The 25,819-nt window shown below is 72.7% G+C and carries 25 protein-coding genes, 1 pseudogene and 1 riboswitch; of the genes and pseudogenes, 14 read left to right on the top strand and 12 right to left on the bottom strand.

Annotated elements, in window-relative coordinates:
* Positions 1–33 precede the first annotated feature (33 nt).
* On the bottom strand, positions 34–780 hold the full coding sequence (locus ASC99_RS09615) for a sensor domain-containing protein (protein ID WP_057230258.1): 747 nt from the start codon (positions 778–780) through the stop codon (positions 34–36).
* Positions 781–905: 125 nt separating this feature from the next.
* On the opposite strand from ASC99_RS09615, the gene ASC99_RS09610 reads away from it, so the two are divergent.
* Positions 906–1,790, top strand: coding sequence for a hypothetical protein (locus ASC99_RS09610; protein ID WP_057230257.1), 885 nt, complete (start codon positions 906–908; stop codon positions 1,788–1,790).
* Between the two features lie 31 nt (positions 1,791–1,821).
* On the opposite strand, the gene ASC99_RS09605 is transcribed toward ASC99_RS09610, so the two are convergent.
* Entirely contained in the window at positions 1,822–2,625 is an 804-nt protein-coding gene (locus tag ASC99_RS09605; RefSeq protein WP_057230256.1) for a M23 family metallopeptidase, read from the bottom strand.
* Positions 2,626–2,636: 11 nt separating this feature from the next.
* Positions 2,637–2,800: riboswitch (cyclic di-AMP (ydaO/yuaA leader) on the bottom strand.
* Positions 2,801–3,015: 215 nt separating this feature from the next.
* On the opposite strand from ASC99_RS09605, the gene ASC99_RS09600 reads away from it, so the two are divergent.
* Positions 3,016–3,306 carry a YiaA/YiaB family inner membrane protein gene (locus tag ASC99_RS09600; RefSeq protein WP_057230255.1) on the top strand — a complete coding sequence of 97 codons (291 nt, stop codon included), beginning with the start codon at positions 3,016–3,018 and terminating at the stop codon, positions 3,304–3,306.
* A 7-nt stretch (positions 3,307–3,313) separates the two neighbouring features.
* On the opposite strand, the gene ASC99_RS09595 is transcribed toward ASC99_RS09600, so the two are convergent.
* A complete protein-coding gene (locus ASC99_RS09595; protein ID WP_057230254.1) occupies positions 3,314–3,511 on the bottom strand; it encodes a 4-oxalocrotonate tautomerase family protein in 198 nt (65 codons plus the stop codon).
* 89 nt (positions 3,512–3,600) lie between these two features.
* Here ASC99_RS09595 and ASC99_RS09590 point away from each other — a divergent pair, with 89 nt between their 5' ends.
* The 10 genes from ASC99_RS09590 to ASC99_RS09545 all read left to right on the top strand — a co-directional run bounded on the left by ASC99_RS09590 (position 3,601) and on the right by ASC99_RS09545 (position 14,588).
* A complete protein-coding gene (locus tag ASC99_RS09590) occupies positions 3,601–4,425 on the top strand; it encodes an alpha/beta fold hydrolase (RefSeq protein ID WP_063857044.1) in 825 nt (274 codons plus the stop codon).
* Positions 4,425–4,997, top strand: coding sequence for a TetR/AcrR family transcriptional regulator (locus tag ASC99_RS09585; protein WP_057230252.1), 573 nt, complete (start codon positions 4,425–4,427; stop codon positions 4,995–4,997). The genes ASC99_RS09590 and ASC99_RS09585 overlap by 1 nt, the downstream gene beginning before the upstream one ends.
* A 123-nt stretch (positions 4,998–5,120) precedes the next feature.
* Complete coding sequence (locus ASC99_RS09580) at positions 5,121–5,342, top strand: hypothetical protein (RefSeq protein WP_057230251.1); 222 nt, start codon at positions 5,121–5,123, stop codon at positions 5,340–5,342.
* A gap of 85 nt (positions 5,343–5,427) precedes the next feature.
* Positions 5,428–6,558, top strand: coding sequence for a PP2C family protein-serine/threonine phosphatase (locus ASC99_RS09575; RefSeq protein ID WP_057230250.1), 1,131 nt, complete (start codon positions 5,428–5,430; stop codon positions 6,556–6,558).
* A 265-nt stretch (positions 6,559–6,823) separates the two neighbouring features.
* Positions 6,824–9,049, top strand: coding sequence for a SpoIIE family protein phosphatase (locus tag ASC99_RS09570; RefSeq protein ID WP_057230249.1), 2,226 nt, complete (start codon positions 6,824–6,826; stop codon positions 9,047–9,049).
* 163 nt (positions 9,050–9,212) lie between these two features.
* Complete coding sequence (locus ASC99_RS09565) at positions 9,213–10,796, top strand: roadblock/LC7 domain-containing protein (protein WP_057230248.1); 1,584 nt, start codon at positions 9,213–9,215, stop codon at positions 10,794–10,796.
* A 73-nt stretch (positions 10,797–10,869) separates the two neighbouring features.
* Positions 10,870–11,211 (top strand): DUF742 domain-containing protein, encoded by a 342-nt coding sequence (locus ASC99_RS09560; RefSeq protein ID WP_057230247.1) that lies wholly within the window; start codon positions 10,870–10,872, stop codon positions 11,209–11,211.
* Positions 11,189–11,797, top strand: coding sequence for an ATP/GTP-binding protein (locus ASC99_RS09555; RefSeq protein WP_057230246.1), 609 nt, complete (start codon positions 11,189–11,191; stop codon positions 11,795–11,797). The genes ASC99_RS09560 and ASC99_RS09555 overlap by 23 nt, the downstream gene beginning before the upstream one ends.
* Positions 11,798–13,067: 1,270 nt before the next feature.
* Positions 13,068–14,273 carry a cytochrome P450 gene (locus ASC99_RS37070; protein WP_082598207.1) on the top strand — a complete coding sequence of 402 codons (1,206 nt, stop codon included), beginning with the start codon at positions 13,068–13,070 and terminating at the stop codon, positions 14,271–14,273.
* Positions 14,274–14,363: 90 nt separating this feature from the next.
* Complete coding sequence (locus ASC99_RS09545) at positions 14,364–14,588, top strand: hypothetical protein (RefSeq protein ID WP_057230244.1); 225 nt, start codon at positions 14,364–14,366, stop codon at positions 14,586–14,588.
* Between the two features lie 11 nt (positions 14,589–14,599).
* Here the strand turns inward: ASC99_RS09545 and ASC99_RS09540 are convergent, their stop codons facing one another.
* Together ASC99_RS09540 and ASC99_RS09535 are read right to left on the bottom strand one after the other, a co-directional pair.
* The gene (locus ASC99_RS09540; RefSeq protein WP_369824388.1) at positions 14,600–15,412 is read right to left on the bottom strand and encodes an isocitrate lyase/phosphoenolpyruvate mutase family protein; all 813 of its coding nucleotides are present in this window, start codon (positions 15,410–15,412) and stop codon (positions 14,600–14,602) included.
* Between the two features lie 88 nt (positions 15,413–15,500).
* Positions 15,501–15,980 (bottom strand): carboxymuconolactone decarboxylase family protein, encoded by a 480-nt coding sequence (locus ASC99_RS09535; protein WP_057230288.1) that lies wholly within the window; start codon positions 15,978–15,980, stop codon positions 15,501–15,503.
* A 50-nt stretch (positions 15,981–16,030) separates the two neighbouring features.
* Here ASC99_RS09535 and ASC99_RS09530 point away from each other — a divergent pair, with 50 nt between their 5' ends.
* Complete coding sequence (locus tag ASC99_RS09530; RefSeq protein ID WP_057230243.1) at positions 16,031–17,452, top strand: PLP-dependent aminotransferase family protein; 1,422 nt, start codon at positions 16,031–16,033, stop codon at positions 17,450–17,452.
* A 7-nt stretch (positions 17,453–17,459) separates the two neighbouring features.
* On the opposite strand, the gene ASC99_RS38390 is transcribed toward ASC99_RS09530, so the two are convergent.
* From ASC99_RS38390 to ASC99_RS09500, 7 genes are all read right to left on the bottom strand, one after another.
* Entirely contained in the window at positions 17,460–17,597 is a 138-nt protein-coding gene (locus ASC99_RS38390) for a DUF6126 family protein (RefSeq protein WP_157531452.1), read from the bottom strand.
* A gap of 15 nt (positions 17,598–17,612) precedes the next feature.
* On the bottom strand, positions 17,613–18,197 hold the full coding sequence (locus ASC99_RS09525) for a helix-turn-helix domain-containing protein (protein WP_057230242.1): 585 nt from the start codon (positions 18,195–18,197) through the stop codon (positions 17,613–17,615).
* Positions 18,198–18,256: 59 nt separating this feature from the next.
* The gene (locus tag ASC99_RS09520; RefSeq protein ID WP_057230285.1) at positions 18,257–19,969 is read right to left on the bottom strand and encodes a pyruvate dehydrogenase; all 1,713 of its coding nucleotides are present in this window, start codon (positions 19,967–19,969) and stop codon (positions 18,257–18,259) included.
* Between the two features lie 48 nt (positions 19,970–20,017).
* Positions 20,018–22,423 (bottom strand): glycoside hydrolase family 65 protein, encoded by a 2,406-nt coding sequence (locus ASC99_RS09515; protein WP_057230241.1) that lies wholly within the window; start codon positions 22,421–22,423, stop codon positions 20,018–20,020.
* Positions 22,420–23,172 carry an HAD family phosphatase gene (locus tag ASC99_RS09510; protein ID WP_057230240.1) on the bottom strand — a complete coding sequence of 251 codons (753 nt, stop codon included), beginning with the start codon at positions 23,170–23,172 and terminating at the stop codon, positions 22,420–22,422. The genes ASC99_RS09515 and ASC99_RS09510 overlap by 4 nt, the downstream gene beginning before the upstream one ends.
* Before the next feature lie 93 nt (positions 23,173–23,265).
* Positions 23,266–24,048 (bottom strand): VOC family protein, encoded by a 783-nt coding sequence (locus ASC99_RS09505; RefSeq protein WP_057230239.1) that lies wholly within the window; start codon positions 24,046–24,048, stop codon positions 23,266–23,268.
* A gap of 90 nt (positions 24,049–24,138) precedes the next feature.
* Positions 24,139–25,251: a winged helix DNA-binding domain-containing protein gene (locus tag ASC99_RS09500; protein ID WP_057230238.1), complete on the bottom strand. Its 1,113-nt coding sequence runs from the start codon at positions 25,249–25,251 to the stop codon at positions 24,139–24,141.
* Positions 25,252–25,463: 212 nt separating this feature from the next.
* On the opposite strand from ASC99_RS09500, the pseudogene ASC99_RS40285 reads away from it, so the two are divergent.
* A pseudogene (locus ASC99_RS40285) lies at positions 25,464–25,819 on the top strand (hypothetical protein); the annotation flags it as partial.

Genomic DNA, 25,819 nt, shown 5'->3' with positions numbered 1-25,819 from the left:
CACGGGAGCGGCGGGGCCGCATCCGGTCGCGGGTCAGCGGCTGCCGCACAGCCCCTTGACCGCGATCCGGGAGATGTTGGTCAGGCCCCGGATCAGCACCGGGGTCAGGAAGACCAGCACCAGGCCGAGCAGCGAGACGCCCGCGATGTCCCGGGCCGAGCTGATGTAGTACTCGTGGTGCACGCCCGCGTCGGTGGTGAAGTCGTACACCCGGTAGCCAGGCCAGTCGGTGTAGCGGGCGAACACCCAGTGGTAGGCCGGGTAGAGCGCGACCACCCAGCCGGTCACCAGGAAGGTCACCGTGAGGGTGAAGCTCAGGATGCTCCAGGGCAGCATCAGCACCTGGTACAGCGCCGCCTTCCAGCCCGCCTTGTCGGCCAGCCGGGCGGTGACGGAGCCCCAGAAGCCGGGCCGGGACGGCACCACCGGGGCGGGTGCGGCGACCTCGGTGGCCAGCAGGGTCTCGGCCCGGTACCGCTCCAGCGCGGCGAAGCCCCGGGAGCCCGAGGTGAGCAGGGCGAGCACCGGCAGCCCGAGCGCGGTGACCACCAGGCCGAGCCCGAGCGAGAAGAAGGTGACCACGAAGGTGAAGCCCAGGACGGCGAGCGGCAGCGAGCCGAGCACGAAGCCGACCTCCCGGTAGGTGGCGGCGGCGAACGGCGCCCACCAGAACCTCGGGTGCACCCGGCTGCTGCTGTTGCTGCTGCTGCGCTCGGCGTACGGAAAGGTCTGACTGGTCATCACCGGCTCCTCGGTCTGGTTGTCCTGCTCGCTGCCCACCCCTCAAAGGTGCCCGATCGGCGCCCCCGGCGACATGAGGTCCACCGGCGGACTGGGGGTAGGGAGAACCCCACCCCTGTCCAGGGCGAACGGCCTGCGGCCCGGGCACCGGATACCGTACGGGGGTGAACGACGACGACCTCCGGCTCAGCCCGCGTACCCGTGCCGACGACCTGCTCCGGTGGGCGGCCGACCAGGGCCTCGACCCTGTCCCGGTGGAGGCGGTCCGGACGGTGCTGGCCCTGCTGGAGCTGGGCGACGGCCGGATGCACGACGGCTACCCGGAGCTGAGCTCGCCGGTGGTGGAGCAGCTGCTGTACGAGCGGATCTACATGTACGTGCAGCCGGCGTCCGACCCCGGCGCGTACGGGCGGGCGGTGGGGCTGCTGATCGACCATCAGCGGGCCGCCAAGCGGCTGAACGCCAAGCGGCACGAGCGGCTGCACGCCGAGGTGGAGTGGCAGGGCGAGCTGCTCTGCGGGCTGCTCCGGCAGCCGCACCTGGTCACCTGGCCCCGGCTGTTCACGCTGCTGCTCCGGGCGGCCGGGGTGGACACCTCCGACCTGGCGGCGGTCCGGGCCTGGCTGGACGGCTTCCGCGAGCTGACGGCGGAGCAGCGGGCCGAGGCGTTCGGCGCGCTGACCGAGCTGGACGAGATCGACGCCGACGGCGGCTGGGGCCGGACCAGGCTGATCTCGATCGGGATGGCCACCGACGGCGCCCGGCTGCTGCTGGAGAACCGGCTGATGCAGCGCAGCTACCGCAACCTGGCCGGGCTGAACGCGCTCGGCCTGCCGATGCCGGACGAGCTCTCCGGCGACTTCGACGGCTTCGAGGCCGCGGTGGCCGAGGAGGCGCTCAGGCTGCTGGGTGAGTGGACGGTCCCGGGGCTGCCCGCCCTGCTGGTGCACGAGTACCCGGACCTGGCCCCGGAGCCGGGCGCCGAGGAGATCGAGGCGTACCTCGCCGAGCAGGCGGAACAGGCCGAGGAGACTGAGGAAACCGACTGAGGGCGATGGCGGGCCCGGCTCCGACGGTGTGTCAGGGGTTGATGCCGCGCTCGCGCAGCCAGTCCAGCGGGTCGACCGGGGCGGCGCCGTCCGGCCGGACCTCGAGGTGCAGGTGCGGTCCGGTGACGTTGCCGGTGGCCCCGACCTTGCCGAGCACGGTGCCGGGGGCGACCTCGCCCGAGGCGGTGGCGATCGAGGAGAGGTGGCAGTACCAGATCTCGGTGCCGTCGGTCAGGGTCTCGATCACCCGGTAGCCGTACGCGCCGGACCAGCCGGCCGAGGTGACGGTGCCCGCCCCGACCGCGGTGACCGGGGTGCCGGTGGCGGCCGCGAAGTCCAGGCCGGTGTGCAGGTGCGACCAGTACGAGCCGGACTGGCCGTAGTGGGCGGTCAGCTCGTAGTTGGTGGTCGGCGCCGCGAACGCGCTGCGCTGCTCGGCGTGCTTCGCCTCGGCCTCCTGGGCGGCCCGCTTGGCCTCCGCCTCCTGGGCGGCGGCCAGCCGGGCGGACTCGTCGGCGGCGGTGCGCTGCCCGTCGGCCTGGAGCTGAATCCGGGCGGCGAGGGCGAGGCCGGGGTCGGCGGAGAGCAGGTGCTGCTGCCCGGCCTGGTCGGCGGAGTCGGCGGCTGCCACGGCGGGCGGCTGCGGGGCCGCGGCGGCCGGGCTCGCGGCGAAGGCGGTGGCGCCGAGTGCGGCGGTCATCGCGGTGACGCCGATCAGCGGGCCGCCGGAGCGGGGCTGACGGGGCATCCGGTGCCTGGCTGCCTCCGGGTGCTCCAGCAGCAGCTGGTTGCCGGAGTCGGTACGAGGGTGTGCCTGGGAGTGCGTCGACGCCACGGAGGCGCGCTCCTTTCCTTCCTTCTCGCCTACCGGGTTAGCTGACGGGTTCGGAGCAGGAAGGTCTCCTACGACCGGGTCGGGGACCCAGTCGATTCACCCCAAGGAACGGTGGTTCCCCGGCTCCCGGACCCACCGGTGAAGGCGGGTCCTGAGGATTAGGCGACGGCGCACGGTGCCGTTCTGGTACGGCGTTGCCGACCGCGCTGCGTTATCAAACGTTAATCCTAGGAGCCCGTGATTCCAAGCGCCTAGAGAGGTGCAGTCCATCTCTTCTGACGACCCGTGACCGGAATGCGGCATTTGCTCATTCACTCGGTGACGGTGCGCTACCGATGGTTGAGTATCCGTACTCAGGTGCGCGGCAAGGGAGTTGGAGACCCTCAGGACATGAGCCCTTCGATGCAGCCGCGGACCACCAACGCCTACTACCTGCAGGCGGTCCTGTCCTTCGCCCTGGCCAGCTCGGCCCTGGTGATCGGGATCGCCTACCTGCCGGTCGACCCCTGGATGCGCGGCTTCCTGGCGGTCGGCCTGCTCTACGAGATCACCGCGGCGTTCACGCTCGCCAAGGTGATCCGCGACCGCCAGGAAGTCGGCGAGATCTCCAGCCGGGTCGACCAGGCCAGGCTGGAGAAGCTGCTCGCCGAGCACGACCCGTTCCGGGTGGACGGGGTCTGAGCAGCGATCAGCCGGCGGCCCGCTTGGCGGCGTAGGTCTCCCCACCCGCCGCCCAGTTCTCCAGCGGGATCTCCTCGATCACGACGGTGACCGCCTCCGGGCTCACCCCGGTGACCCGGACGTACGTCTCGGTGAGCTCGCGGGCGATCTCGGCCCGCTGCTCCACGGTCCGACCGGCCAGCTGCTTGACGTTGATGAACGGCATGACGACCCCTCAGGTTCGGTGCGACGCGACCATCCGCACGCTATCCCACGGCCCACCCCTTGACGGCTAAGGCTATTAGCCTTAGCTTTATGGCTATGACAAAGAACTCCAGCACCCAGTACCTCGATGTCCCCGGCGGCCGACTGGCCTACGACGACACCGCCACCGAGACCGGCCTGCCGGTCGTCCTGCTCCCCGGCATGCTCGACTCCCGCACGGTGTACCGGCACCTGCGCCCGCTGCTCACCGCCGCCGGCCACCGGGTGATCACCCTGGACCTGCGCGGTTTCGGCGAGTCCTCGATCGCCTGGAGCGACTACTCGCCCGCCGCGATCGCCGAGGACACCCTCGCCCTGCTCGACCACCTGGGCATCGAGCGGGCCGCCCTGGTCGGCAACTCCTACACCGGCGCCACCGTGGTGAAGGTCGCCACGCTCGCCCCCGAGCGGGTGGCCGGCATCGCCCTGATCGACGCCTTCATCGAGAACCTGCCTCCGAACGCCTTCCAGCGCGCCCTGGTCAAGACGCTCGGCGCCCTGGTGGTGCAGTTCCCCGCCGCCTGGGGCGCCTACCTCAAGAAGGCGTACCCGAGCGGCGGACCCGCCGACCTCGCGGAGTACCGCGCCGCCGCCGTCGCCGCCCTGCGCGCCCCCGGCCGCCGGGTCGCCACCCGCGGGCACGTCAACGGCGACTCCGCGCCGCTCGGCTGGACCGCCGGGGTGACCTGCCCCGCCCTGGTCCTGATGGGCAGCCAGGACCCGGACTTCCCCGATCCGGCCGTGGTGGCCGACCGCCAGGCGGCGGCGCTGAAGGCCCGTAAGGTGATGATCGACGGTGCCGGGCACTACCCGATGGCGGAGTTCCCGCAGGCCACCGCCGACGCCCTGCTCCCCTTCCTGTACGAGGTCGCCTGATGCCGAGGGCCGGACTCTCCCCCGCCGCCGTGGTCGATCACGCCCTGGAGCTGATCGACGCCCAGGGGCCCGAGGGCCTCACGCTGGCCGCCGTGGCCGGCCGGGCGGGTGTCGCCACCCCCTCGCTCTACAAGCACGTCACCGGTGGTCTGGCCGAACTGCGCCGGCTGATCGCCGTCCGGGTCACCGAGGAGCTGGCCGAGCGGCTGGCCGAGTCGGTGCTCGGACGCAGCCGGGACGAGGCGATGACCGCGCTGCTGAACGCCTACCTGGACTACGCCGAGCAGCACCCGCGCCGGTACGCGGCGCTGCCGCAGGCGCCCGATCCGGACCCGGACCTGACCCGGGCCGCCGCCCGGCTGGTCGGGGTGATCATCGCGGTGCTGAACGGCTACGGCCTGACCGGCGAGGAGTCGGTGCACGCCGCCCGTACGGTCCGTTCGACGGCGCACGGTTTCGCCTCGCTGTCTGCGGGCGGGGCGTTCCGGCTGGCGGCGGATCTGACGGTGACTCGGCAGCGGGTGATCCGAGTCGTCGTGGAGGGCTTGCGGGCCTGGCCCGAAGCGGGATAAACCACTATCTGTCGGAACGGTATCCGTTCGGGTGGTTTTCGAGACCATTCCGTCGCCATGTCCGTCCGAGACTGGCAGCCTGCAGGCATCCCCGCCTGTCACCAGCACGAAGGATGTGGGCAGATGACGCAGACCGCACGGACGGCCCGTCCCGCCACCGCCCCCATTCCTGACCAGCACATCCCCGTCCAGCGCACCCCGCTCCCAAGCCCCGCCCCGGCCGCCGTCACCACGCCGCGGCCCGGCGCCGCCCGGCGGTTCCTGGAGATCCTCCGCGGTGCCCGCTCGCTGCGGCCGGTCACCGCCGGAGCCCAGCAGTCGTACGGCGAGTGCGACGGCCAGTGAGGCCGATCGGCCTCCAACAGAAGGTATGAAACGGACATCTGACGCTAGATTGGGCTGACGGAAGGTCAGCCCCGGCGGAGGTCAGGTGCCCGCAGTCACCACGATGGCCCGGCAGTTCGCCGGGCGGCTGCGGCGCGGTCCGGCCGGCCGCTGGTCGAGCCAGCTGCTGGACGGCGACCCGGCCGCCGAGAAGGCCGCACTCGGACTGCTCCTGATCCTGGTCACACTGCTCTCCCTGCTGGCCATCGCCTTCCCCACCGGCTGCCCGCCCTCCGCGCTGACCCTGCCGCTGATCCTCGGCGGCTTCCTGCTGCACACCCGGCGCCAGGTCCGCCTGCTGCTCGGGGTCGGAGTCGGCCTGCTCGCCTGCTGGTGGCTGCGCGAACCGTTGGGAGTGACCCCCGGCTCGGCCTGGGTGGTCGGCGCGGCGGCCCTGGTGGTGCTGCTGACCTCCCGTTACCGCAGCCGGCTCGGCCTGCGCGGCACCCGGGGCGACGCGATGCTGCAGGAGCTCTCCGAGCGCACCACCGCCCTCGGCAGGCTGCCCGACCGACTGCTGGACTGGCGGTTCCACCAGGCCCTCGCGCCGGTCAGCGGCACCTTCTTCTCCGGCGACTTCCTGCTCTCCGCACACCGCCCCGACCGGGACCTGCTGGAAATCCTGCTGGTGGACGTCTCCGGCAAGGGCAGCCGGGCGGCGGCCCGGTCGATGCACCTGTCCGGCGCCTTCGCCATGCTGCTCGGCTCGGTACCACCGGAGTCCTTCCTGCCCACCGCCAACGAGTTCCTGGCCAGGCTCGGCGGGGATGAGGAGTTCGCCACCGCCGTCCACCTCGCCCTGCACCCCTCGCACGGTGGCTACCGCCTCTTCACGGCGGGCCACCCGCCGGCCGCCCAGTACCGCCGCGAGTCGGGCGGCAGCTGGCTGCTGGTCGGCGACGGCGGCCCGGCGCTCGGCATCCTGCCCGGCGCCCCCTACCCGCCCACCGAGGGCCGGCTCGCGCTCGGGGATTCGCTGCTGCTCTACAGCGACGGCCTGGTCGAGGTCCCCGGCGAGGACATCGACGACGGGATCGCCCGGCTGCTCCGGGCTGCCGCCCCGCTGCTCCGCTACGGCGGCGGCGACCCGGCCGCCGAGCTGCTCGGCACAGTGGCCCGCAACGTCGCCGACGACCGCACCCTCGTGGTGGTCCGCCGCCTCGGCGCGGGCAGCTGAGCCTTCTGCAGGTGCTCAGCCGTCTACTACCCAGGGGCTCGGGGAACTGCGAGGAGATCTGGCGCCGGGGTCACATACGAAAGTGCCTGACCATCTACGCACGGATCACCTTTTCCGAGGTCGGCGTCGCAGTTCCCCGAGCCCCTGTCTTCCGAACGGTCTGCCCAGCCCTCAGCGTGTGCCTAACCCGCCAAATGAGGGGAGAGCAAATAGGATGTTCACCATTACTTAAGGCAACTGAGCGAGCGGAAGGGCGGGGCTTCCGATGGACCTGACCTCGCCATGGCTGCCGCCCGACGACGAGACCCGGGTGCAGGGCGCCCGGACCTCGATGCGCTGTGTACGGCTGCTGCTGCGCAGTGGCAGCGCCACCGAACTGCTCGGCACCATCCTGGCCGAGGGCCCGGGCTGGATCACCGGTGAGGGCTCGGCGCTGTACCTGACCGACGCCGAGGGGATGCTGCGGCTCGCGGCCTCGCACGGCTTGCCGGAGTGGGCGCACGAGCACTACAGCCTGGTGGACCCCAAGTCCGACCTCCCTGCGGCGCTCGCGCTGCGCCGCCGCGAGACGGTGCTGCTCAGCCCGGAACAGACCAGTGCCGACTATCCGAAGACGTCGGCGGGCCGAGGCACCGGGCTGGTCGCGCTGGCGATCATGCCGCTGATCGTGGACGGGGTCGCGATCGGTGCGCTGGCGCTCGCGCTGGCCCACCGGGGCACCGTGCCGCGCCGCGACATCGACGTGCTGGAGACCCTGGCGGAGGCCGTCGCGCACCGGATCTCGCATCTGATCGACCACGTCCAGGCCACCGAGCACCACCTGCCGCCCGGCGTCCGGGCCGGCGGGGCGCCGGCCGGGCAGCCCGTGCTGGCGCTGGCGGCGCTGGCCGCCGGGGTGGGGGCGTTCGACCGTGATCTGGTCACCGGTGAGACGGCCTGGGACGCCCGGACGTACCGGCTGTTCGGGCTGACCGCGCCGCCGGAGGCGGAGACCGCGCCCGCGCCGGACCTGGCCAAGTTGGTGCACCCCGAGGACCTGCCGGACCTCCAGGCGGGCATGGCCGAGGCGCTCGCCTCCGGTGGTCCGTACCGGCTGCGCTACCGGGTCCGGCGGGACGACGGGAGCTCCGTACTGGTGCAGGAGGACGGCGAGGTGATGCTCGACACCCACGGCCGGCCGGTCAGGGTGGCCGGCCTGCTGACCGACCGTCAGCGCACCGGCGAGACCGCCGATCCCGGCACCGGGCCGGCCGACGGGCCGGTCGCGGGTGCCAGGTCGGCGCTGCTGCTGGCACTGACCCGGACGCTGTCCCGGGCGGTCAGCGTCCGGGACGTCACCACCGCGATGACCGACATAGCCAGGCCCGCGCTGGGCGCGGCCAGCCTGGTGCTGGACCTGGTGGACGAGGGCCGGCTGCTGCCGATCTCGCACACCGTCTTCGGCGGCCCGTACCGGACCGAGCTGAGCCGCCTGCACGACCTCTCGGCCGGGGTGATGCAGACCGCGCTGGCCCGGGCCGTCCCGCTGTTCAGCGAGCCCGGGCAGCAGGCCACCGGCAATCCGCTGGCGCCGGCGGCCTGGGCGGTGCTGCCGCTGGTGGCGTCCGGGCGGCAGGTCGGATCCTGCCTGATCACCTTCGCCACCGAGCGGGCCTTCAGCCGGGAGGACCGCACCATGTACTCGGCCTTCGCGGGCATCCTGGCCCAGTCGCTGGAGCGGGCCAGGCTGTACGACACCCACCACTACCGGGCCACCGAGCTGCAGCGGGCGATGCTGCCGCGCAGACTGCCGAAGCTGGCCGGGGTGTCCACCGCCGCGCGCTACCTGCCGAGCACCGAGGGGATGCAGATCGGCGGCGACTGGTACGACCTGATCCCGCTGCCGGACGGCCGGGTCGGGCTGGTGATCGGCGACGTCCAGGGGCACAACGCCGAGGCCAGCGCCGTGATGGGCCAGCTCCGCAGCGGGCTGCGGGCGTACGCCACCGACGGGCACGATCCGGCGGCCACCCTGGCCAGGACCAGCCGGCTGCTGGCCGAGCTGGACACCGACCTGTTCGCGACCTGCCTCTACCTGACCTTGGATCCGGTCACCGGACAGCTGGACGGCGCCCGGGCCGGACACCCGCCGCCGGTCCGGATCGCCGGGCACCGGGCGGTCGAGCTGGAACTGCCCGGCGGTCCGCCGCTTGGGGTGGACCCGCACGGGGACTACCCCCTGACGGTGAGTCGGCTGGCGCCGGGCGAGGCCCTGCTGGTGTACACCGACGGCCTGGTCGAGGACCGGAACGAGGACTACGACGAGTCGGTGCAGCGGATGATCGGCGGTCTCGAGCTGTGGAGCCGCCGGACCGGCGGGGCGGACCGGGACGGTTCCGACGGTGCGCTGGAGCGGCTGGCCGACCTGCTCACTCTGAACGTGACCGAACGACCCTCCCGGCCGGACGACGTCGCACTGCTCCTGCTGCAGCGGACCCGGTCGGCCGACTGAAACTACCTGCCGGTAGCGAGAGTTGACTGTACACGGCCGCCCACCTGCGGTTTCTGACCCCTCGACACAGCAGGCGTCCCGCATTTTGACCGGATCAGATCACTGAACGTCAGATCCGTTCATGCTTCCGTAGGATCACCACCCTAGAATTCGCCCCGTGACGATGACTCAGTGGTTCGGTGCGGCCCTCGCTGCCATCGCCGTTCTCGCTTTCCTGGCCGCCGCCCGGTACCACGCGGTCAGCCGCACCCTGCGGGCCCTGCTGACCGAGACCGAGCAGGCGAACGCCGAACTCCGCGACCAGGTCAGGGCCGAGACCGAGCGGCGGAGCACCGAGAGCGCGGCCGTCCAGCAGGAGCAGGAGCTGAACGCCTCCACCCAGCGGGCCTTCCTCAGCGTGGCCCGCCGGATCCTGGTGATGGCGCACGACCAGCAGGCCGGGCTGGACGAGATGGAACGCACCCACGACGACCCGGAGTTGCTGGAGGGCCTGCTCAGGGCCGACCACGCGGCGGCCCAACAGGCCAGGCTGGCCCAGACTCTGGCCGTGCTCTGCGGCGCCAGGGCAGGCCGGCACTGGCCCGAGCCGGTCGCGCTGGAGGACGTGGTGCGCGGCGCGCAGTCCCGCATCCTGCCGTTCCAGCGGGTGGTGGTCAGCAGCCGGACCGAGACCGCCGTGGTCGGCGCGGCCGCCGAGGCGCTGATCCACGCGGTGGCCGAACTGCTGGACAACGCCACCCGCTACTCCCCGCCCAGCACCCAGGTGTTCGTCACCCTGATGCCGGTGCACAACGGCGCCGTGATCGAGATCGACGACGGCGGCGTCGGCATGCCCGAGCACGCGATCCTGAAGGCCGCCGCCGCCCTGGCCGGCGGCTCGAGCCTGGAGGTCTCCCGGCTCGGCGAGGTCCCCCAGCTGGGCCTGGCGGCGGTCGGCCGGCTGGCCGAGCAGTACGGGTTCCGGGTCACCCTGAGCTCGGCGCCCTCGCCGTACGGCGGGGTCCGGGTGGTGGTGCTGCTGCCGACCGCGCTGCTCACCGAACCCCTGCCGACCCCGGCCGCACCGTCCGCCGAGCGGCGTACCGCGCTGCCCGAGCGGCCGCCCACCGCCCGGACGGGTGACGGCGGCCCCGCCGGTCCAACCGGCGCGGCAGCGGCGGCGAACCACCGGCCACCACCTTCGGCGGTACCCCCGTGCCGCCGCGCTCGGCCCGGGAGGCGCAGACCTTCCTGTCGCTCTTCCAGGCGGGCACCGCCAGCGGCCGGTCGGCCGCGCGGCACCAGCAGGACCAGTACCCCGACTCCCCCCAACCTCAGCTCCCCGGAGACTTCCATGACCCCGAATCCTGACCTCGGCTGGCTGCTGGCCGACATCGTCACCGTCCCCGAGGTGCAGCACGCCATCGTGGTGTCCAACGACGGTCTCGAGATCGGCCGCAGCGAGCAGATCGCCCGGGACGACGCCGAACGGCTGGCCGCCGCCTGCTCCGGCCTGCAGTCGCTGGCCCGGGGCGTGGCGCACGGCTTCGGCGGCCCGCAGAGCAGCACCCGGCAGATCATCGTCGAGTACGGCGGCGGCTACCTGTTCGTGGTGGCGGCCGGGGCCGGGGCACACCTCGCCGTGGTGACCGGCGAGGCGGTGGACGCGGGCCTGGTGGCGTACCAGATGCAGGTGCTGGTCGAGCGGATCGGCAGCCACCTGACCAGTCCTCCCCGGGCCGAGCATTCGGCCGGGAGCGCGCGGTGAGCGAGCGCAGCGAGCGAACCATCAAGAGGTGCGGGTTCCGCGAAGCGGCTGACGAGCGCAGCGAGGAGGTCGCATGAGCGGGCCGGTCCGGCCGTACGTGATCACCGGTGGGCGGAGCCGCCCGAGCCGGAACGTGCTGGCGCTGGAGAGCCTGGTCGCCACCGTGCCCGGCAGCGCCCCGGAGCCCGGCGGCCTGAACCGGGAGCAGCAGCGGATCCTGACGATCTGCCAGGAGCTGCTCTCGATCGCCGAGATCGCCGCCCACCTGCGACTCTCGCTCGGTGTGGTCAAGGTGCTGATCGGTGATCTCTGGGACCTCGGCGCCGTCCTGGTCCGTCCCCCCGTGCCGCAGGCCGAACGCCTGCCCACCACCCTCCTGGAGGAGGTGCTCCTTGGCCTCCGCCAACTCCGCTGAGCCCCGGCCCGCCTATCTGCCGGACACCGTCCAGAGCGCCGTGAAGATCCTGGTCACCGGCCCGTTCGGGGTCGGCAAGACCACCCTGGTCGGCTCGCTCAGCGAGATCGCCCCGCTGCGGACCGAGGAGACCATGACGGTCGCCGGGACGGACGTGGACGACCTGACCGGGCGGCCGGACAAGACCACCACCACGGTGGCGCTGGACTTCGGGCGGATCACCCTGAACTCCCGGCTCGCGCTCTACCTCTTCGGCACTCCGGGCCAGCAGCGGTTCTGGCCGCTCTGGGAGGACCTCTCGCGCGGGGCGCTGGGGGCCATCGCGCTGGTGGACGCGCGGCGGATCGAGGAGAGCTTCGACGTACTGGGGCAGTTGGAGGAGCAGCGGATCCCGTTCGCGGTGGCCGTCAACACTTTCCCGGACAGCCCGGACCACCCCGAGGACGAACTCAGGGCGGCGCTCGACCTGCTGCCCGAGGTGCCGATCCTCCGGTGCGACGCCCGGGACCGCCGGGCCTCGTACGACGTCCTGATCGACTTCGTCGACCACCTGCACTCGACTGCCGTACTGGAGCTCCAGCGATGACAACTCCCCAGCCGGAGACGGCTGCTGCGGCCCCGCCGCCCGGCTGCCCGGCCCACCGCCCGGCTGCTCTGTTCGGCGCGGCGGTGGCCGAGGACCCGCACGGCCTGTACGCCCGGCTGCGCGAGCAGCACGGCCCGGTGGCGCCGATCGAGCTGGAGCCGGGGGTGGAGGCCTGGCTCGTGCTCGGCTACCCCGAGCTGCTCGAACTCACCCGGAACGAGCAGCTGTTCTCCAAGGACTCGCGCCGCTGGCGGGTCCCCGCCGAGGGCCGGCTGAAGCCGGACTCCCGGCTGCTGCCGATGACCTCCTGGCGGCCGACCCTGCTCAACCTGGACGGCGCCGAGCACCAGCGGCTGCGGGCGGCGGTCTCCGAGACGCTGGCCCGGATCGACCACCGGCAGCTGCGGCAGGCCACCGAGGCCGCGGCGGACACCCTGATCGACAACTGGGGTCCGGACGGCACCGCCGACCTGATCGCCCAGTACGCCCGCCGGCTGCCGCTGATGGTGTTCACCCAGCTGATCGGCCTGCCAGCCGCGGCCGGGCCGCACATCGTCGAGCTGATCAGCCACTTCGTGGACAGCAGCGACAAGTCGGTGCGGGCCAACGCCGAGTTCCAGGCGATCCTGCTCGACCTGGTCCGGCAGCGCCGCGAGCGGCCCGCCGCCGACCTGACCTCCTGGCTGCTGGCCCACCAGGCCGCGATGACCGACGAAGAGGCGGTGCACCACCTGGTGGTGATCATGGTCGCGGGCAACGAGACCACCATCAACTGGACCGGCAACACGCTCCGGCTGCTGCTCACCGACCGCCGGTTCCGGGCCACCCTCACGGGTGGCCGGCTGACCGTCTCGGACGCCCTCGACGAGGTGCTCTGGCGGGACCCGCCGACGCAGAACTTCCCCGGCCGCTGGGCCACCGTCGACACCGTGCTCGGCGGCCAGTACATCAGCGCGGGCGACATGCTGGTGCTCGGCCTGGCCGCCGCCAACGCCGACCCCTCGGTGCTCACCTCCGACGGCGTCAGCGGGAACCGGGCCCACCTGGCCTGGGGTGCGGGCAAGCACGTCTGCCCGGCCCAGCACCCGGCCCGGCTGATCGTGGAGACCGCGGTGGAGACCCTGCTGCACCGGCTCCCCGATCTCCAACTCGCCGTCCCCGGCCATGAACTGGCCTGGCGTCCGTCCCCCTGGTCGCGAGCCCTGGTCTCCCTGCCGGTGCTCTACAGCGCCTTCACCCCGCCGCGCACTCCCCCCTCCGAAAGGCCCGCATGGACGCCACCGCCGCTCCCCTCCGTCTCGACCCCTTCGGCGGCGACCAGCACGCCGAGAACGCCCGGCTCAGGGCGGCCGGGCCCGCGGTCCTGGTGGAGCTCCCTGGCGGGGTGGTGGTCTGGGCGATAACCCGGCACGAGACCCTCCAGACGCTGCTGAACGACCCCCGGGTGGGCAAGAACGCCCAGCTCTGGACCACCTTCCGGGAAGGCCGCCTGCCGGAGGGCTGGCCGCTGCTCAACTTCGTCACGGTGCCCGGCATGGTGACCGCCGATGGCGAGGACCACCGGCGGCTGCGCGGGCTGGTCACCCAGGCGTTCACCCCGCGCCGGATCGCTGAGCTAGCGCCCGCGATCGAGGCCAGGGCCGCCCTGCTGCTCGACGAAGTCGCCGTGCTGGAGGGTGACTTCGACCTGCGGGAGCACTTCGCCTACCCGCTCCCGATGCAGGTGATCGGCGAGCTGCTCGGCCTGCCGCCCAAGCAGCAGGACGAGCTGCACGAGCTCTCCAACACCCTGGTCTCCAGCTCGGCCACGCCCGCCGCCGCGGTCGCCGCGCAGCAGGGTCTGTTCGCGCTGCTCGCCTCGGTGGTGGCGGGCAAGCGGGCCGAACCCGGCGACGACCTGACCACCGACCTGATCGCCGCCCGGGCCGACGACGACCGGCTCACCGAACAGGAGCTGGTCGGCACCCTGCTGCTGATGCTGGTCGCCGGTCACGAGACCACGCTCAACCTGATCACCAACGCGGTCCGGGCCCTGCTCGCCCACCCCGCGCAGCTGGCCCAGGTGCTGGACGGTACGTACTCGTGGGCCGCGGTGGTCGAGGAGACGCTGCGGTACGACTCCCCGGTCGGACAGTTCCCGCTCCGGTACGCAACGGAGGACATCCAGGTCGGCGACGTGACCATCCGTCAGGGCGAGGCGCTGATCGCCTCGTACGCCTCGGCCGGCCGCGACGAGGAGCACTTCGCGGACGCCGACCGGTTCGACCTCTCCCGCAAGCCCGCCAAGCACCTCTCGCTCGGCCACGGCCCGCACTTCTGCCTCGGCGCCGGGCTCGCCCGCCTGGAGGCCGAGACGGCGCTGCGGCAGCTTTTCACCCGCTTCCCCGCCCTACGGCTCGCGGACGGGCCCACGCCCGAGCCGATCGCGTCCTTCGTCAGCAACAGCGTGAAGACCCTGACCGTCCGAACGAGCTGAACCTTTTCTGCAGACGCTCAGGCATCTACGGTCAGGGGCTCGAACGCCTGCAGAAGGTAACCGTTCGGGGTGCGTCTCGTTGGACCGGCCATGCGTAAGATCACGGCGCTCGCCGCCCTCACCATGGCCGGTCTGGCCCTCGCTGTGCCCGCCGCCCAGGCGGACAACAACATGGGCGGCAAGCTCAGCACGGACCACCCCGTCGGCGCGGCAGGCACCTGCGTCGAGCAGCTCGGCAGCATCCCGCTGGTGGGGAAGCAGGCGTCCGCCGCCACCCCGGTGTGCGGGGCGTACGCGGTGGTCCCCCGGGGCTAGACCGACCGGGGTCAGCCGAACAGCGCGTTCAGTTCGCCGTACTCCAGACCACCCGTCAGGGCCTGGTAGCTGCCGGAGCCGTAGACCTCCTCGGCCGCCCGGCGGACCGCCGCGTACGCGACCTTGGCCAGGCCGGGGCCGAGGCTGATCCGGGCGACGCCGAGCCGGGCCATTTCGGCGACGGTCGGTGCACCGGGGCCGCCGCCCACGTTCAGCAGGACGCCCGGCAGGGCGGCCAGCAGTGCGGTGATCACGGCCGGGTCGGTCGGGCCGGGGACGAAGATGCCGTCGGCGCCCGCCGCCAGGTAGGCCCGGGCCCGCTCGACCGCGGCCTCGACGCTGCCCCCGCCGTGCAGGAAGACGTCGGTGCGCGCGTTCAGGTAGAGCCGGATGCCCGCCTTGTCGGCCGCCTCGCGAGCCGCCGCGACCCGCTCGGCCGCTTCGGCCACCGGCCGGAGCCCGGTGGCGGCGCCGTCCTCGAGGTTCATCCCGACCGCGCCGAGTGCCAGCAGCTCGGTGACGGTCCGGCCGACCCCGGCGGCGTCCTCGGCCAGGCCGTCCTCCAGGTCGGCCGTCACCGGGACGTCCACCGACCTGACCACCAGTTCGGTCTGGGCCAGCGAGCCGGCCAGGTCGAGGCCGCCGCCGTCCGCAACGCCCCTGGTCCAGGAGACGCTGGCACTGGCCGTGGCCACGGCGGGTGCGCCGGCGGCGGCCACCAGCCGGGCGGTCGCCGCGTCCCAGACGTTGGCGAGCACCAGCGGGGCGCCAGGGACGTGCAGTCGGTGCAGAAGCTCGGCCTTGTCCTGCTGAGTCATCGTCATGATCCCCACCCTGTCAGTCCGGCCCGCGATCGGACCGGCGATTTTCGGACCTTGGACCCTCCGGGTCTTAACCGGCCGGTCTGCCGGATCAGCTCTGCTTGGGGGCCGGGCTGAGCCGGCAGGTGACGCCGATCCGGTTCCAGGAGTTGATCGAGATGATCACCGCGAGCAGCTGGGAGAGCTCGTTCGGCGCGAAGTGCTTCGCCGCCGCCTCGTAGACCTCGTCGGGCACATGACCCTCGCTCAGCCGGGTGACCGACTCGGTCAGCGCCAGCGCCGCCCGCTCCTTCGCCGTGAAGAACGGCGTCTCCCGCCAGGCCGGCAGCGCGTACAGCCGGTGCTCCTGCTCGCCCGCCTTCCGGGCGTCGGCGGTGTGCATGTCCAGGCAGTACGCACAGCCGTTGATGGCCGAGGCCAGCGTCCGCACCAGCTCCCCGATCACCGGGTCCACCAGCGGCCGCGAGGCGGCGTCCAGCGCGATCATCGCCCGGTACCACTCGGGGGAGAGCTCGGGCATCGAGAAGCGCTGCTCGGGGGCGGCCACGTAGTCCTTCGGTTCGTTCGTCATGATCTTCACCCTAGGTGTGCGGCGGCCCGCTCGTATGGTTCATTGGGGCGATGGAATCCTGGGCCACTTTCGGCGGCGACCTGCACTTGGACCTCTCTGCCGGGCGGGCGCGCGGGCTCGGCCTGCGGGCCGCGTTGGAGGATGCGCTGCGGGCGGCGGCCCGGGACGGGCGGCTCGCGGCCGGGACCAGACTGCCGTCCTCCCGGGTGCTGGCGGCCGATCTGGGGATCGCGCGGAACACCGTGGCGGAGGCGTACGCACTGCTGACGGCGGAGGGGTGGCTGACGGCACGTCAGGGGTCGGGGACGGTGGTGGCGGAGCGGGGGACGGCTTCGGTGACCACGGCGCCGAGCACGCCGCAGCGGACGCCGGCCGTGCGGTTCGACCTGATGCTGGGGCGGCCGGATCTGGCGCTGTTCCCCCGCTCCGCCTGGCTGGCCGCCGCACGCCGGGCGCTCGCGGTGGCTCCGCACGAGGCGCTCGGGTACTCGGACCCGCGCGGGCGGATCGAACTGCGCCGGGCGCTCGCCGACTACCTCGCGCGGGTGCGCGGGGTGCGCACCGATCCGGAGCGGCTGCTGATCTGCGCCGGGTACACCCAGGGGCTCGCGCTGCTCTGCGCCGCGCTGCGCGAACGGGGCGTCGCAGCGGTGGCGGTGGAGGAGTACGGGCTGCCGCCGCAGCAGGCGGTGATCACCGCCGCCGGGCTGGCCACCGTCCCGCTGCCGCTGGACGAGGGCGGCGCCAGGACCGACCTGCTCGGCGGCCTCGACGCCGGTGCGGCGGTGCTCACCTCGGCGCACCAGTTCCCGACCGGGGTCCCGCTGCGGGCCAACCGCCGGGCAGCCGCGGTGAGCTGGGCCCGGGAGACCGGCGGGATCGTGATCGAGGACGACTACGACGGCGAGTTCCGGTACGACCGGCAGCCGATCGGGGCGATGCAGGCGCTCGACCCCGAGCGGGTGGTCTACGCCGGCACCGCCAGCAAGAGCCTGGCCCCCGGCCTGCGGCTCGGCTGGCTGGCCCTGCCCGCCGCGCTGGTGGAACCGGTGATGCGGCAGAAGGAGCTGGCCGACGGGCAGTCCGGGGTGATGGACCAGCTGACCCTGGCCGAGCTGATCACCTCGGGCGGCTTCGACCGGCACGTCCGGCGCTGCCGCCTGCACTACCGGCGACGCCGCGACCAGCTGATCAGCACCCTGGCCGAACGGGCACCCGAGGTCCGGGTGACCGGGATCGCGGCCGGGCTGCACGCCGTGCTGGAACTGCCGCCGGGCTCACTCACCGATGCCGAACTGCTCCGGCACGCAGGGTGGTTGGGATTGTCACTGAACACCATGTCCGGCTGCCGCGCCGACTCGGCCGGGCCCGCTCCGGATGCTCCGTCCGCCCTGGTGATCGGCTACGGCACCCCGCCCGAACGGGCCTGGCCCGGGGCCTTGGAGGCACTCTGCACGCTGGCCACCCTCTGACCCGGCGTCAGCCCCGGCCGCCGATCTCGAAGAGCAGTGCGAGGAAGCCGAGGAACACATGGGTGGCGACCATGTAGATCAGGACCCGCTTGAGCACCCGGCGGTCGGTGCGGCTCCCGGCATCGGTGGTGGTGAGCTTGGCCATGGCGGTGGACCCCTTTCAGTGCGGGTTTCCCAGGCAGAGGTTGCTGCCGGGGCTCTGGAGCAGGGTGTGCAGGAAGAGCAGCTCGACGCCGTCCGGGGAGTCGGCGGCGATGCAGTGCGGGGTGAGCGAGTCGAAGTGGGCCGAGTCGCCCGGGTCGAGCAGGTGGGTCTGCTCCCCGAGCGTGAGCCGCAGCCGGCCCCGGGTGACGTACAGCCACTCCTCGCCGGGGTGCACCCGGACCACGGCGTCCTGCAGCCCGGGCGGCACCTGGACGTGCAGCGCCTGGAGTGCGCGCCCCGGCGCACCCGCCCGGCGGTAGCCCCAGCCGCCGGCCCGGTCCGGCTCGATCACGCCGCCCCGGATCACCGGCTCCGGCTCGCCGGGCTGCTCGCCGAGCAGGTCGGAGACGGTGGTGCCGTACGCCCGGGCCAGGCCGAGCAGGACCGGGAGCGAGGGTTGGCGCAGGCCGGTCTCCAGCCGGGAGAGATACGCTGGGGAGAGCCCGATCCGGCCGGCCGCCGCCTCCAGCGTGAGACGGCTGGCCGAGCGGTGTTCACGCAGTCGGGCGCCGAGGCCCTCGACCTCCTGGTCCACGTTCATGGCTCCAGTTCACACCTGCCGTGCCTGAGCGGCAAGCAGTTTGCCTCCGGGGCAAAAAGCTAGCGCCGGGGGATGTTCCGCAGGTTGCTCCGGGCCAGGTCGATCATCCGGCCCACGCCGCCGGAGAGCACCGTCCGCCCGGCCGCCAGCGCGAAGCCCTTCAGCTGGGCGGCGGTGATGTGCGGCGGGATGGAGAGCGCATTCGGGTCGGTGACCACGTCCACCAGCACCGGCCCCGGCCGCTCCAGCGCCTCCGCCAGCACCTCGCGCACCTTCGCCGGGTCGGTGACCCGGCTGGCCTGGATGCCGATCGCCCGGGCGAGCGCCGCGTAGTCCACGTCGCCGTTGTCGATCTCGGCCTCGGGGTACCCGCTGACCAGCATCTCCAGCTTGATCATGCCGAGCGCGCCGTTGTTGAACACCACGACCTTGACCGGCAGTTGATACTTCGCCACGGTCAGCAGCTCACCCAGCAGCATCCCGATCCCGCCGTCCCCCGACATCGAGATCACCTGCCGCCCCGGCACGGCCAGTTGGGCGCCGATCGCGTGCGGCAGCGCGTTCGCCATCGAGCCGTGCAGGAACGAACCGATCACCCGTCGCCGCCCGTTGGGCGTCAGGTAGCGGGCCGCCCAGACGTTGTTCATCCCGGTGTCGACGGTGAACACCGCGTCCTCGGCGGCGAGTTCGTCCAGCACCGAGGCGACGTACTCCGGGTGGATCGGCACGTGCTTCTCGATCTTCCTGGTGTACGCACCGACCACCTCCTCAAGTGCCTTGCAGTGCTTGGTCAGCAGACCGTCCAGAAAGCTACGGTCGGTCTTCTGCTCCAGCAGCGGCAGCACGGCCCGCAGGGTGGCCGCGACATCCCCGTGCACCGCGAGCTCCAGCGGCGTACGACGGCCCAGCCGGGTGGCGTCGTGGTCGACCTGGACGGTGTTGGCGCCGGGCAGGAAGGCGTCGTACGGGAAGTCGGTGCCCAGCAGCAGCACCAGGTCCGCCTCGTGCAGCGCCTGGTGGCAGGCCCCGTAGCCGAGCAGCCCGCTCATCCCGACGTCGTACGGGTTGTCGTACTGGATCCACTCCTTGCCGCGCAGCGAGTGCCCGACCGGAGCCAGCACCCGCCCTGCCAGCTCCATCACCTCGCCGTGCGCCTTTCGCACGCCCGCCCCGCAGAACAGCGCGACCCGCTCGGCCGCGTTCAGCCGCTCGGCCAGCGCCTGCACCTGGGACCACGGCGGGGCGGCCACCGCCTGCTCGGTGAGGAAGCTGCCGGTCCCGGTCGGGTTGGCGGCGGGCAGCGCGGCCACGTCACCGGGGAAGACCAGCGTCGAGACGCCCCGGGCCCCGAGGGCGTGCTGCACCGCGACCCGGAGCAGGCGCGGCAGCTGGGCCGGGGTGGAGACCATCTCGCACCAGCTGCTGCAGTCGACGAACACCCGCTCCGGGTGGGTCTCCTGGAAGAAGCCGGTGCCGATCTGGGCACTCGGGATGTGCGAGGCCAGCGCGAGCACCGGGAGCCCGCTGCGCTGGGCGTCGTACAGACCCTGGATGAGGTGGGTGTTGCCGGGCCCGCAGGAACCGGCGCAGACCGCCAGACGGCCCGTCAGTTCGGCGTCCGCGGCCGCCGCGAAGGCACCTGCCTCCTCGTTCCTGACGTGCACCCACTCGATACCGTCCGCCCGCCGGATCGCGTCCACCACGGGGTTGAGGCTGTCCCCCACCACGCCGTAGACCCGTTCCACCCCGGCCTGCCGGAGGACCTCGACCATCTGCTCGGCCACACTGCCCACGGTTCCACCTCTCTCGCCGAACGGCTGCTACTCGGCCGCCAGGTGCGGCGGTTCGGCCCCGCTGCCGACCGCCGGACCCAGCTGCTGCTGACGGCGGGCCGGCTCCCGGCCGGGCGGCTGGAGGCAGCGTTCGGGTGTCTCTTGGACCGGCATCGGGCGGGAGACGGGCCGGCCGGGTTCGACCCGGAGCGGTTCGCCCTCGTGCAGGACCGTCAGCGTGGAACCCCGGCGGAGCGTGTAGGTGGTCCGGGTGTGGGTGATCTCCACGTGCAGCAGGTTGCCCCGGATCTTCATGGCGAAGGCGAGCCGGCGCAGCCCGGCCGGCAGCCGGGGCCGGAACGCCAGCTGCTCGCCGTGGTCGCGCAGGCCGCCGAAGCCCGCCACCAGGGCCAGGCAGGCCCCGGCCAGCGAGGCCATGTGCAGGCCGTCCCTGGTGTTGCCGCCGAGGTCGTGCAGGTCCATCAGGGCGGCTTCGGCGGTGTAGTCGTAGGCCAGGTCGAGCTGGCCCACCTCGGCCGCGATCACCGCCTGGGTGCAGGCGGAGAGCGAGGAGTCCCGGACCGTCAGGCGTTCGTAGTAGGCGAAGTTGCGGGCCTTCTGCTCGTCGGTGAAGGCGTCGCCGCGCATCTGCATGGCCAGCACCAGGTCGGCCTGCTTGACCACCTGCTTCCGGTACAGGTCGAAGTAGGGGTAGTGCAGCAGCAGCGGGTACTTCTCCGGCGGGGTGGTGTCGAAGTCCCAGAGCTGGTGGTCGGTGAAACCGTCGGCCTGCGGATGCACCCCGAGCTTCTCGTCGTACGGGATGTACATCGCCCGGGCGGCGTCCCGCCAGGCGGCGGTCTCCTCGGTGTCGACGCCCAGCTCGGCGGCGATCACCTGGTGCCGGGCGGCGGCTTCGGCGGCGGCCCGCAGGTTGGTCTGCGCCATCAGGTTGGTGAAGACGTTGTTGTCGGCCACCGCGCTGTACTCGTCGGGCCCGGTGACCCCCTCGATCCGGAACCGTCCGGCCGCGTCGTGGTGGCCGAGCGAGCGCCACATCCGGGCGGTCTCGACCAGCAGCTCCAGCCCGTACGTCTGCTCGAACTCCACGTCGCCGGTGGTCCGGACGTACCGGGCCGCCGCCACCGCGATGTCGGCGCCGATGTGGAACGCGGCGGTCCCGGCCGGCCAGTAGCCCGAGCACTCCTCGCCCCGGATCGTCCGCCACGGGAACACCGCACCGGCCAGCCCGAGTTGGGCCGCCCGTTCGCGGGCCAGCGGCAGCGTGGTGTGCCGCCAGCGCAGGGCCTGCTTGACCGCGTCCGGCAGGCAGTAGGTGAGCACCGGGAGCACGAAGGTCTCGGTGTCCCAGAAGCTGTGTCCGTCGTAGCCCGGGCCGGTCAACCCCTTGGCGGGGATGGCCCGTTCCTCACTCCGGGCACTGGCCTGGAGCACGTGGAAGAGCGCGAACCTGACCGCCTGCTGGAGTTCGACGTCCCCGTCGATCTGGACGTCGCTGGTCTCCCAGAACTCCTTGAGGAACTCCCGCTGTTCGGCCACCAGACCGTTCCAGCCGGTGTACCTGGCAGCGGTCAGCGCGGCCTCCACCTGGTCCCGGACGGCGGGCAGCGAGCGGGTCGCCGACCATCCGTACGCGGTGAACTTGGTCAGCCGCAGCTCCTCGCCGGGGTGCAGCACCGTGGTGACGCTGATCCGGCCCTGGTCCTCGGCGCACTCGGCGGTGACGTGGAAACCCTCCGGACCCTCGATCAGGTGGTCCATCCCGACCGCCACCCGCTGGCCGCTGTACCTGGTCCGGTGCACCAGCACCGCCTTGGTCCCGGCCGCCAGCCGGGCCTCGGCCACCAGCGGGGCCTCCAGCACGGCGGCCGCCCTGGGGTCGGCTTCGACCCCGCCGGGCAGCTGCTCGTTGGCCACCAGCTCGGACTGCAGCACGACCCGGATCGGGCCGTCCACGGCGGTGACCCGGTAGTCCACCGCCGCGATGGCCCGCTGGGTGAGCGAGACCAGCCGGGTGGAGGAGACCTTGACGGTCCGTCCGGCCGGCGAGGTCCACTCCGCGTCCCGCCGGAGCAGTCCCTCCCGGAAGTCCAGCCGCCGCTGGTGGTGCCGGAGTTCGCCGTACCGGAGGTCGAATGGCTCGTCGTCCACCAGCAACCGGATGATCTTGCCGTTGGTGACGTTGATGACGCTCTGGCCGGACTCGGGGTAGCCGTAGCCACCCTCCGCGTACGGCAGCGGACGGAGCTCGAAGACACCGTTCAGGTAGGTGCCGGGCAGGCCGTGCGGCTCGCCCTCGTCCAGGTTCCCTCGCAGGCCGATATGGCCGTTGGAGAGTGCGAAGACCGACTCGGCCCTGGCCTGGGCGCCGAGGTCGAGGCCGTGCTCGGCGATGCCCCAGGGGTCGACGGTGAAGGTGGGCTGCGGGCTCATCGAGTGCCCTCCTGACCCTCGATCAGTTCGGCGAGATCGTCCACCACCAGGTCGGCGCCGTGCTCGCGGAGGGCTTGGGCCTGCCCGGTCCGGTTGACCCCGACCACGGCGCCGAACCCGCCGGCCCGGCCGGAGGCGACGCCCGCCAGCGCGTCCTCGAAGACGGCGGCGTTCGCGGGGTCGGCACCGAGCGCCCTGGCGGCGGCCAGGTAGGTGTCGGGGGCGGGCTTGCCGGGGAGCTGCTCCCGGCTCGCCACCAGCCCGTCGATCACCACGTCGAACATGTCGTCGATCCCGGCTGCGCGCAGCACGTCCCGGCAGTTGGCGCTGGAGGACACCACCGCGCGGGGCAGCCCGAGCTCCCGCAGCCGGTGCAGGTAGGCCACCGAGCCGGGGTACGGCTGGACGCCCTGCTCCCTGATCATCCGCAGCACGGTGTCGTTCTTGGCGTTGCTCAGCCCCTGCACCGTCGGGGCGCCCGGCGGGTCGTCCGGGCTGCCCTCGGGCAGGGTGATGCCGCGCGAGGCCAGGAAGGACCGGGTGCCGTCCAGGCGTGGGCGGCCGTCCACGTGCTGGTCGTAGTCGGCCGGCTCGAACGGGGCGAACCCGGTGCCGGTACGGAGGGCCTCGGCTCTGAGGAAGGTGTCGAACATGTCCTTCCAGGCGGCCGCATGCACCTTGGCGGTCTGCGTCAGTACGCCGTCGAGGTCGAACAGGAACGCTTCGATGTGGTCCGGGAGCCCCAGCATGACTGCCAGTCTGGTCCCCCGGACGGCCGAAACCGCCCATTCGCGGCGTTTCTGGCGCGTCGCGAGCGGGCGGTCGTGGTCAGACCGGAGCCGTCACATCGGTACGGGCTTGATCAGCGTGAAAGTGGCGCCGTCCAGGTCCTGAACCAGGGCGACCCGGCCCCAGGGCTGGTCGGTCGGCGGGTCGAGCAGATTTCCACCCGCCCTGACCAGCGCGTCCACCGTGCTGTCGACGTCGTCCACGGCGAAGTACGTCCGCCAGTGCGGCGGCGTGCCGGGCGGGTCGTCGGCCAGGTCGACCACCCCGCCGACGCTGCGGCCCCCGACGTTGAAGGACAGGTACTCCGGCATCTGCTCCATCGGGGCGATCCTGGCCCCGAACACGGCGTCGTAGAACGCGCCCACCTCGCCGGGGGCGGCGGTGTGCAGCTCGTTCCAGGCCACCGCACCGGCCTCGTTCACCACCTGCGCGCCGGGGAATTCCAGCGGCTGCCAGACCCCGAACACTGCACCGCTCGGGTCGGCCGCCACCAGCATCTTGCCGGTGCTCCCGACCGTCATCACGGGCAGCATGACGGTGCCACCGTTGTCACCGATGGCGGTCAGGGTCGCCTCGGCGTCATCGGTGGTCAGATAGGTGGTCCAGTTGGACGGCACCGCCGGCCGCCCCTCCTCCACCGGCACCGGGCCCATGATCCCGGCCACCGGCTTGTCGTTCTTCATGCAGACCGAGTACCCGCCGAACTCCTCGGGCCCGATCTCGCCCTGCCAGCCGAACAGGTCCCGGTAGAAGTCCAGCGCGGCCTGCTGGTCACGCGCATTCAGATCCACCCAGCACGGTGTCCCCACCGCATACGGTTCAGTCACCTCGACCATGCGTCATCTCCCATCGAACCGGCCCCCGCCGCCCACCCTCACCGGCAGCACCCCATCCCGCCACCGGAACCGCGAGCGGCGCGCGGGGGATCAGCCCGGTTCGGGGGCGGTGATGCGGACCTCGTGGCGGGGGGCCTTCGGGGCCAGGAAGGTGCTGAGCTGCTCGCCCTCCTCCGTCAGGTCGTGCTGGCCGGCCTTGGTGAGCCGGCGGAACGGGCGGACCGTCAGCACCGCGCCGTCCTTGGCCGCCACGAAGCGCCAGGTGGCGGCGACGAAGCCGTCCAGCAGCACCGAGCGCGGCATCTCGTTGCTGCCGCCGAAGAAGCCCTGGTCGGTGAAGTCCACGGTCAGCACCCGGCTGCGGTCGGCGTGCGAGAGCAGCAGGTTGTCGAAGTCGTAGAGGTAGCGCACCGGGGCCGGGGTGTCGGCGGGCGGGCGGGGAGCGTCGGGGAGGTCGAACAGCTCCCGGCCCTGCTCGTCCCGGAACACCGCCAGCTGCGGGCGGAGCCGGTCCACCACCTCGGCCAGCCGGGTCAGGCCGCACCACTGCTGGATGTCCTTCACGGTGCACGGACCGAAGCCGGCCAGCTGCCGGAGCACCAACTGCTCGATGCTGGGGGCCGGTTCGAGCTCGCGGCCGGGCCACTGCTCCATCGGCAGGTGCGCCACCGGCCCGCTCCGCCCCCAGAGCCCGCGCGGCGGCACCTGCACCAGCGGCACCGAGGCCCGTACCGCCTGCGCCATTGCCGCTCCGTCGTGGGCCGGCCACCGCTCGGCCAGCTGCTTGCCCAACTCGGCGAAGGTCAGCGCCCGTTCGGCGAACGCGGCCCGCCCGGCGGCAGTCAGCTCGGCCGGGTCGAGGCCCACCAGCTTCCGCCCGAACGCCGCCCTGGTGCCGCGCTCGATCACCGGCTCCACCAGCGGCCGCAGCCAGCGCGCGTCCTCCGCCGTGACCAGGTGGATGGTGCCGCGCATCAGCGCGATCCGCACCAGCTCGCCCTCGGCCAGCAGCCCGGAGGTCTCCTCGGGGGTGTACCCGGCCAGCCTGGTCCACAGCCCGACGTACCAGGTCTGCGGGGTCTGCGCCTGCAACCCGAGCACCCGCTCCAGCGCCTGCTGCACCGTCAGGTCCGCGCGCTCCAGCAGCAGCTGCCGGGCCAGGGTGGCCCGGTTGAGCTCCCTGTTGTCCAGCGTGACGGTCATCGCTCCCCCTCGGATCCGGTTCTGCGGCCGACCGTACCGGCACTGATCGAGCGGAGCCGAGCCGACTGTCCGCTGATCGCCTGTCACGCCCACCCTCCCGACGGTAGGTTGGGCGGGTGGCTGAGCGGTGGGGTGAGTGGGTGCGGGTCCCGGTCGGGGACGAGTCCGCACGGTGGGCGACCCGGGGCGGCAGCACGAAGGTCCTGCTGGTCGTGCACAACGTCACGTCCGCGACCAGGCTGCTCGACGTGGTGCCGCTGTTCCGCGACGACCTGCGGGTGCAGCTGCTGGCCACCTGCACCGGCTCCTCGCCGTTCCAGGCCGGCCTGGCGGAGCTGTTCGACGCGGTCGGCGTTCCGGTGCTGCCCTGGGAGCAGGCCGTCAGCACGCCGGTGGCGCTGGCGATCTCGGCCAGCCTCGGCGGTCAACTCGACCGAATCCAGGGCAAGTTGATCGTTCTTTCGCACGGCGTCGGGTACAATAAGATACTCTCGCCAGCCAGCCAGCCAGCCAGCCAGCCAGCCAGCCAGCCAGCCAGCCAGCCAGCCAGCCAGCCAGCCAGCCAGCC

This window comes from Kitasatospora sp. Root107, from assembly GCF_001424875.1.
In the GTDB taxonomy this organism is placed as follows: domain Bacteria; phylum Actinomycetota; class Actinomycetes; order Streptomycetales; family Streptomycetaceae; genus Kitasatospora.
The sequence above is the reverse complement of the archived record's forward strand: the minus strand, read 5'-3'. Positions and strand labels throughout refer to the sequence as shown.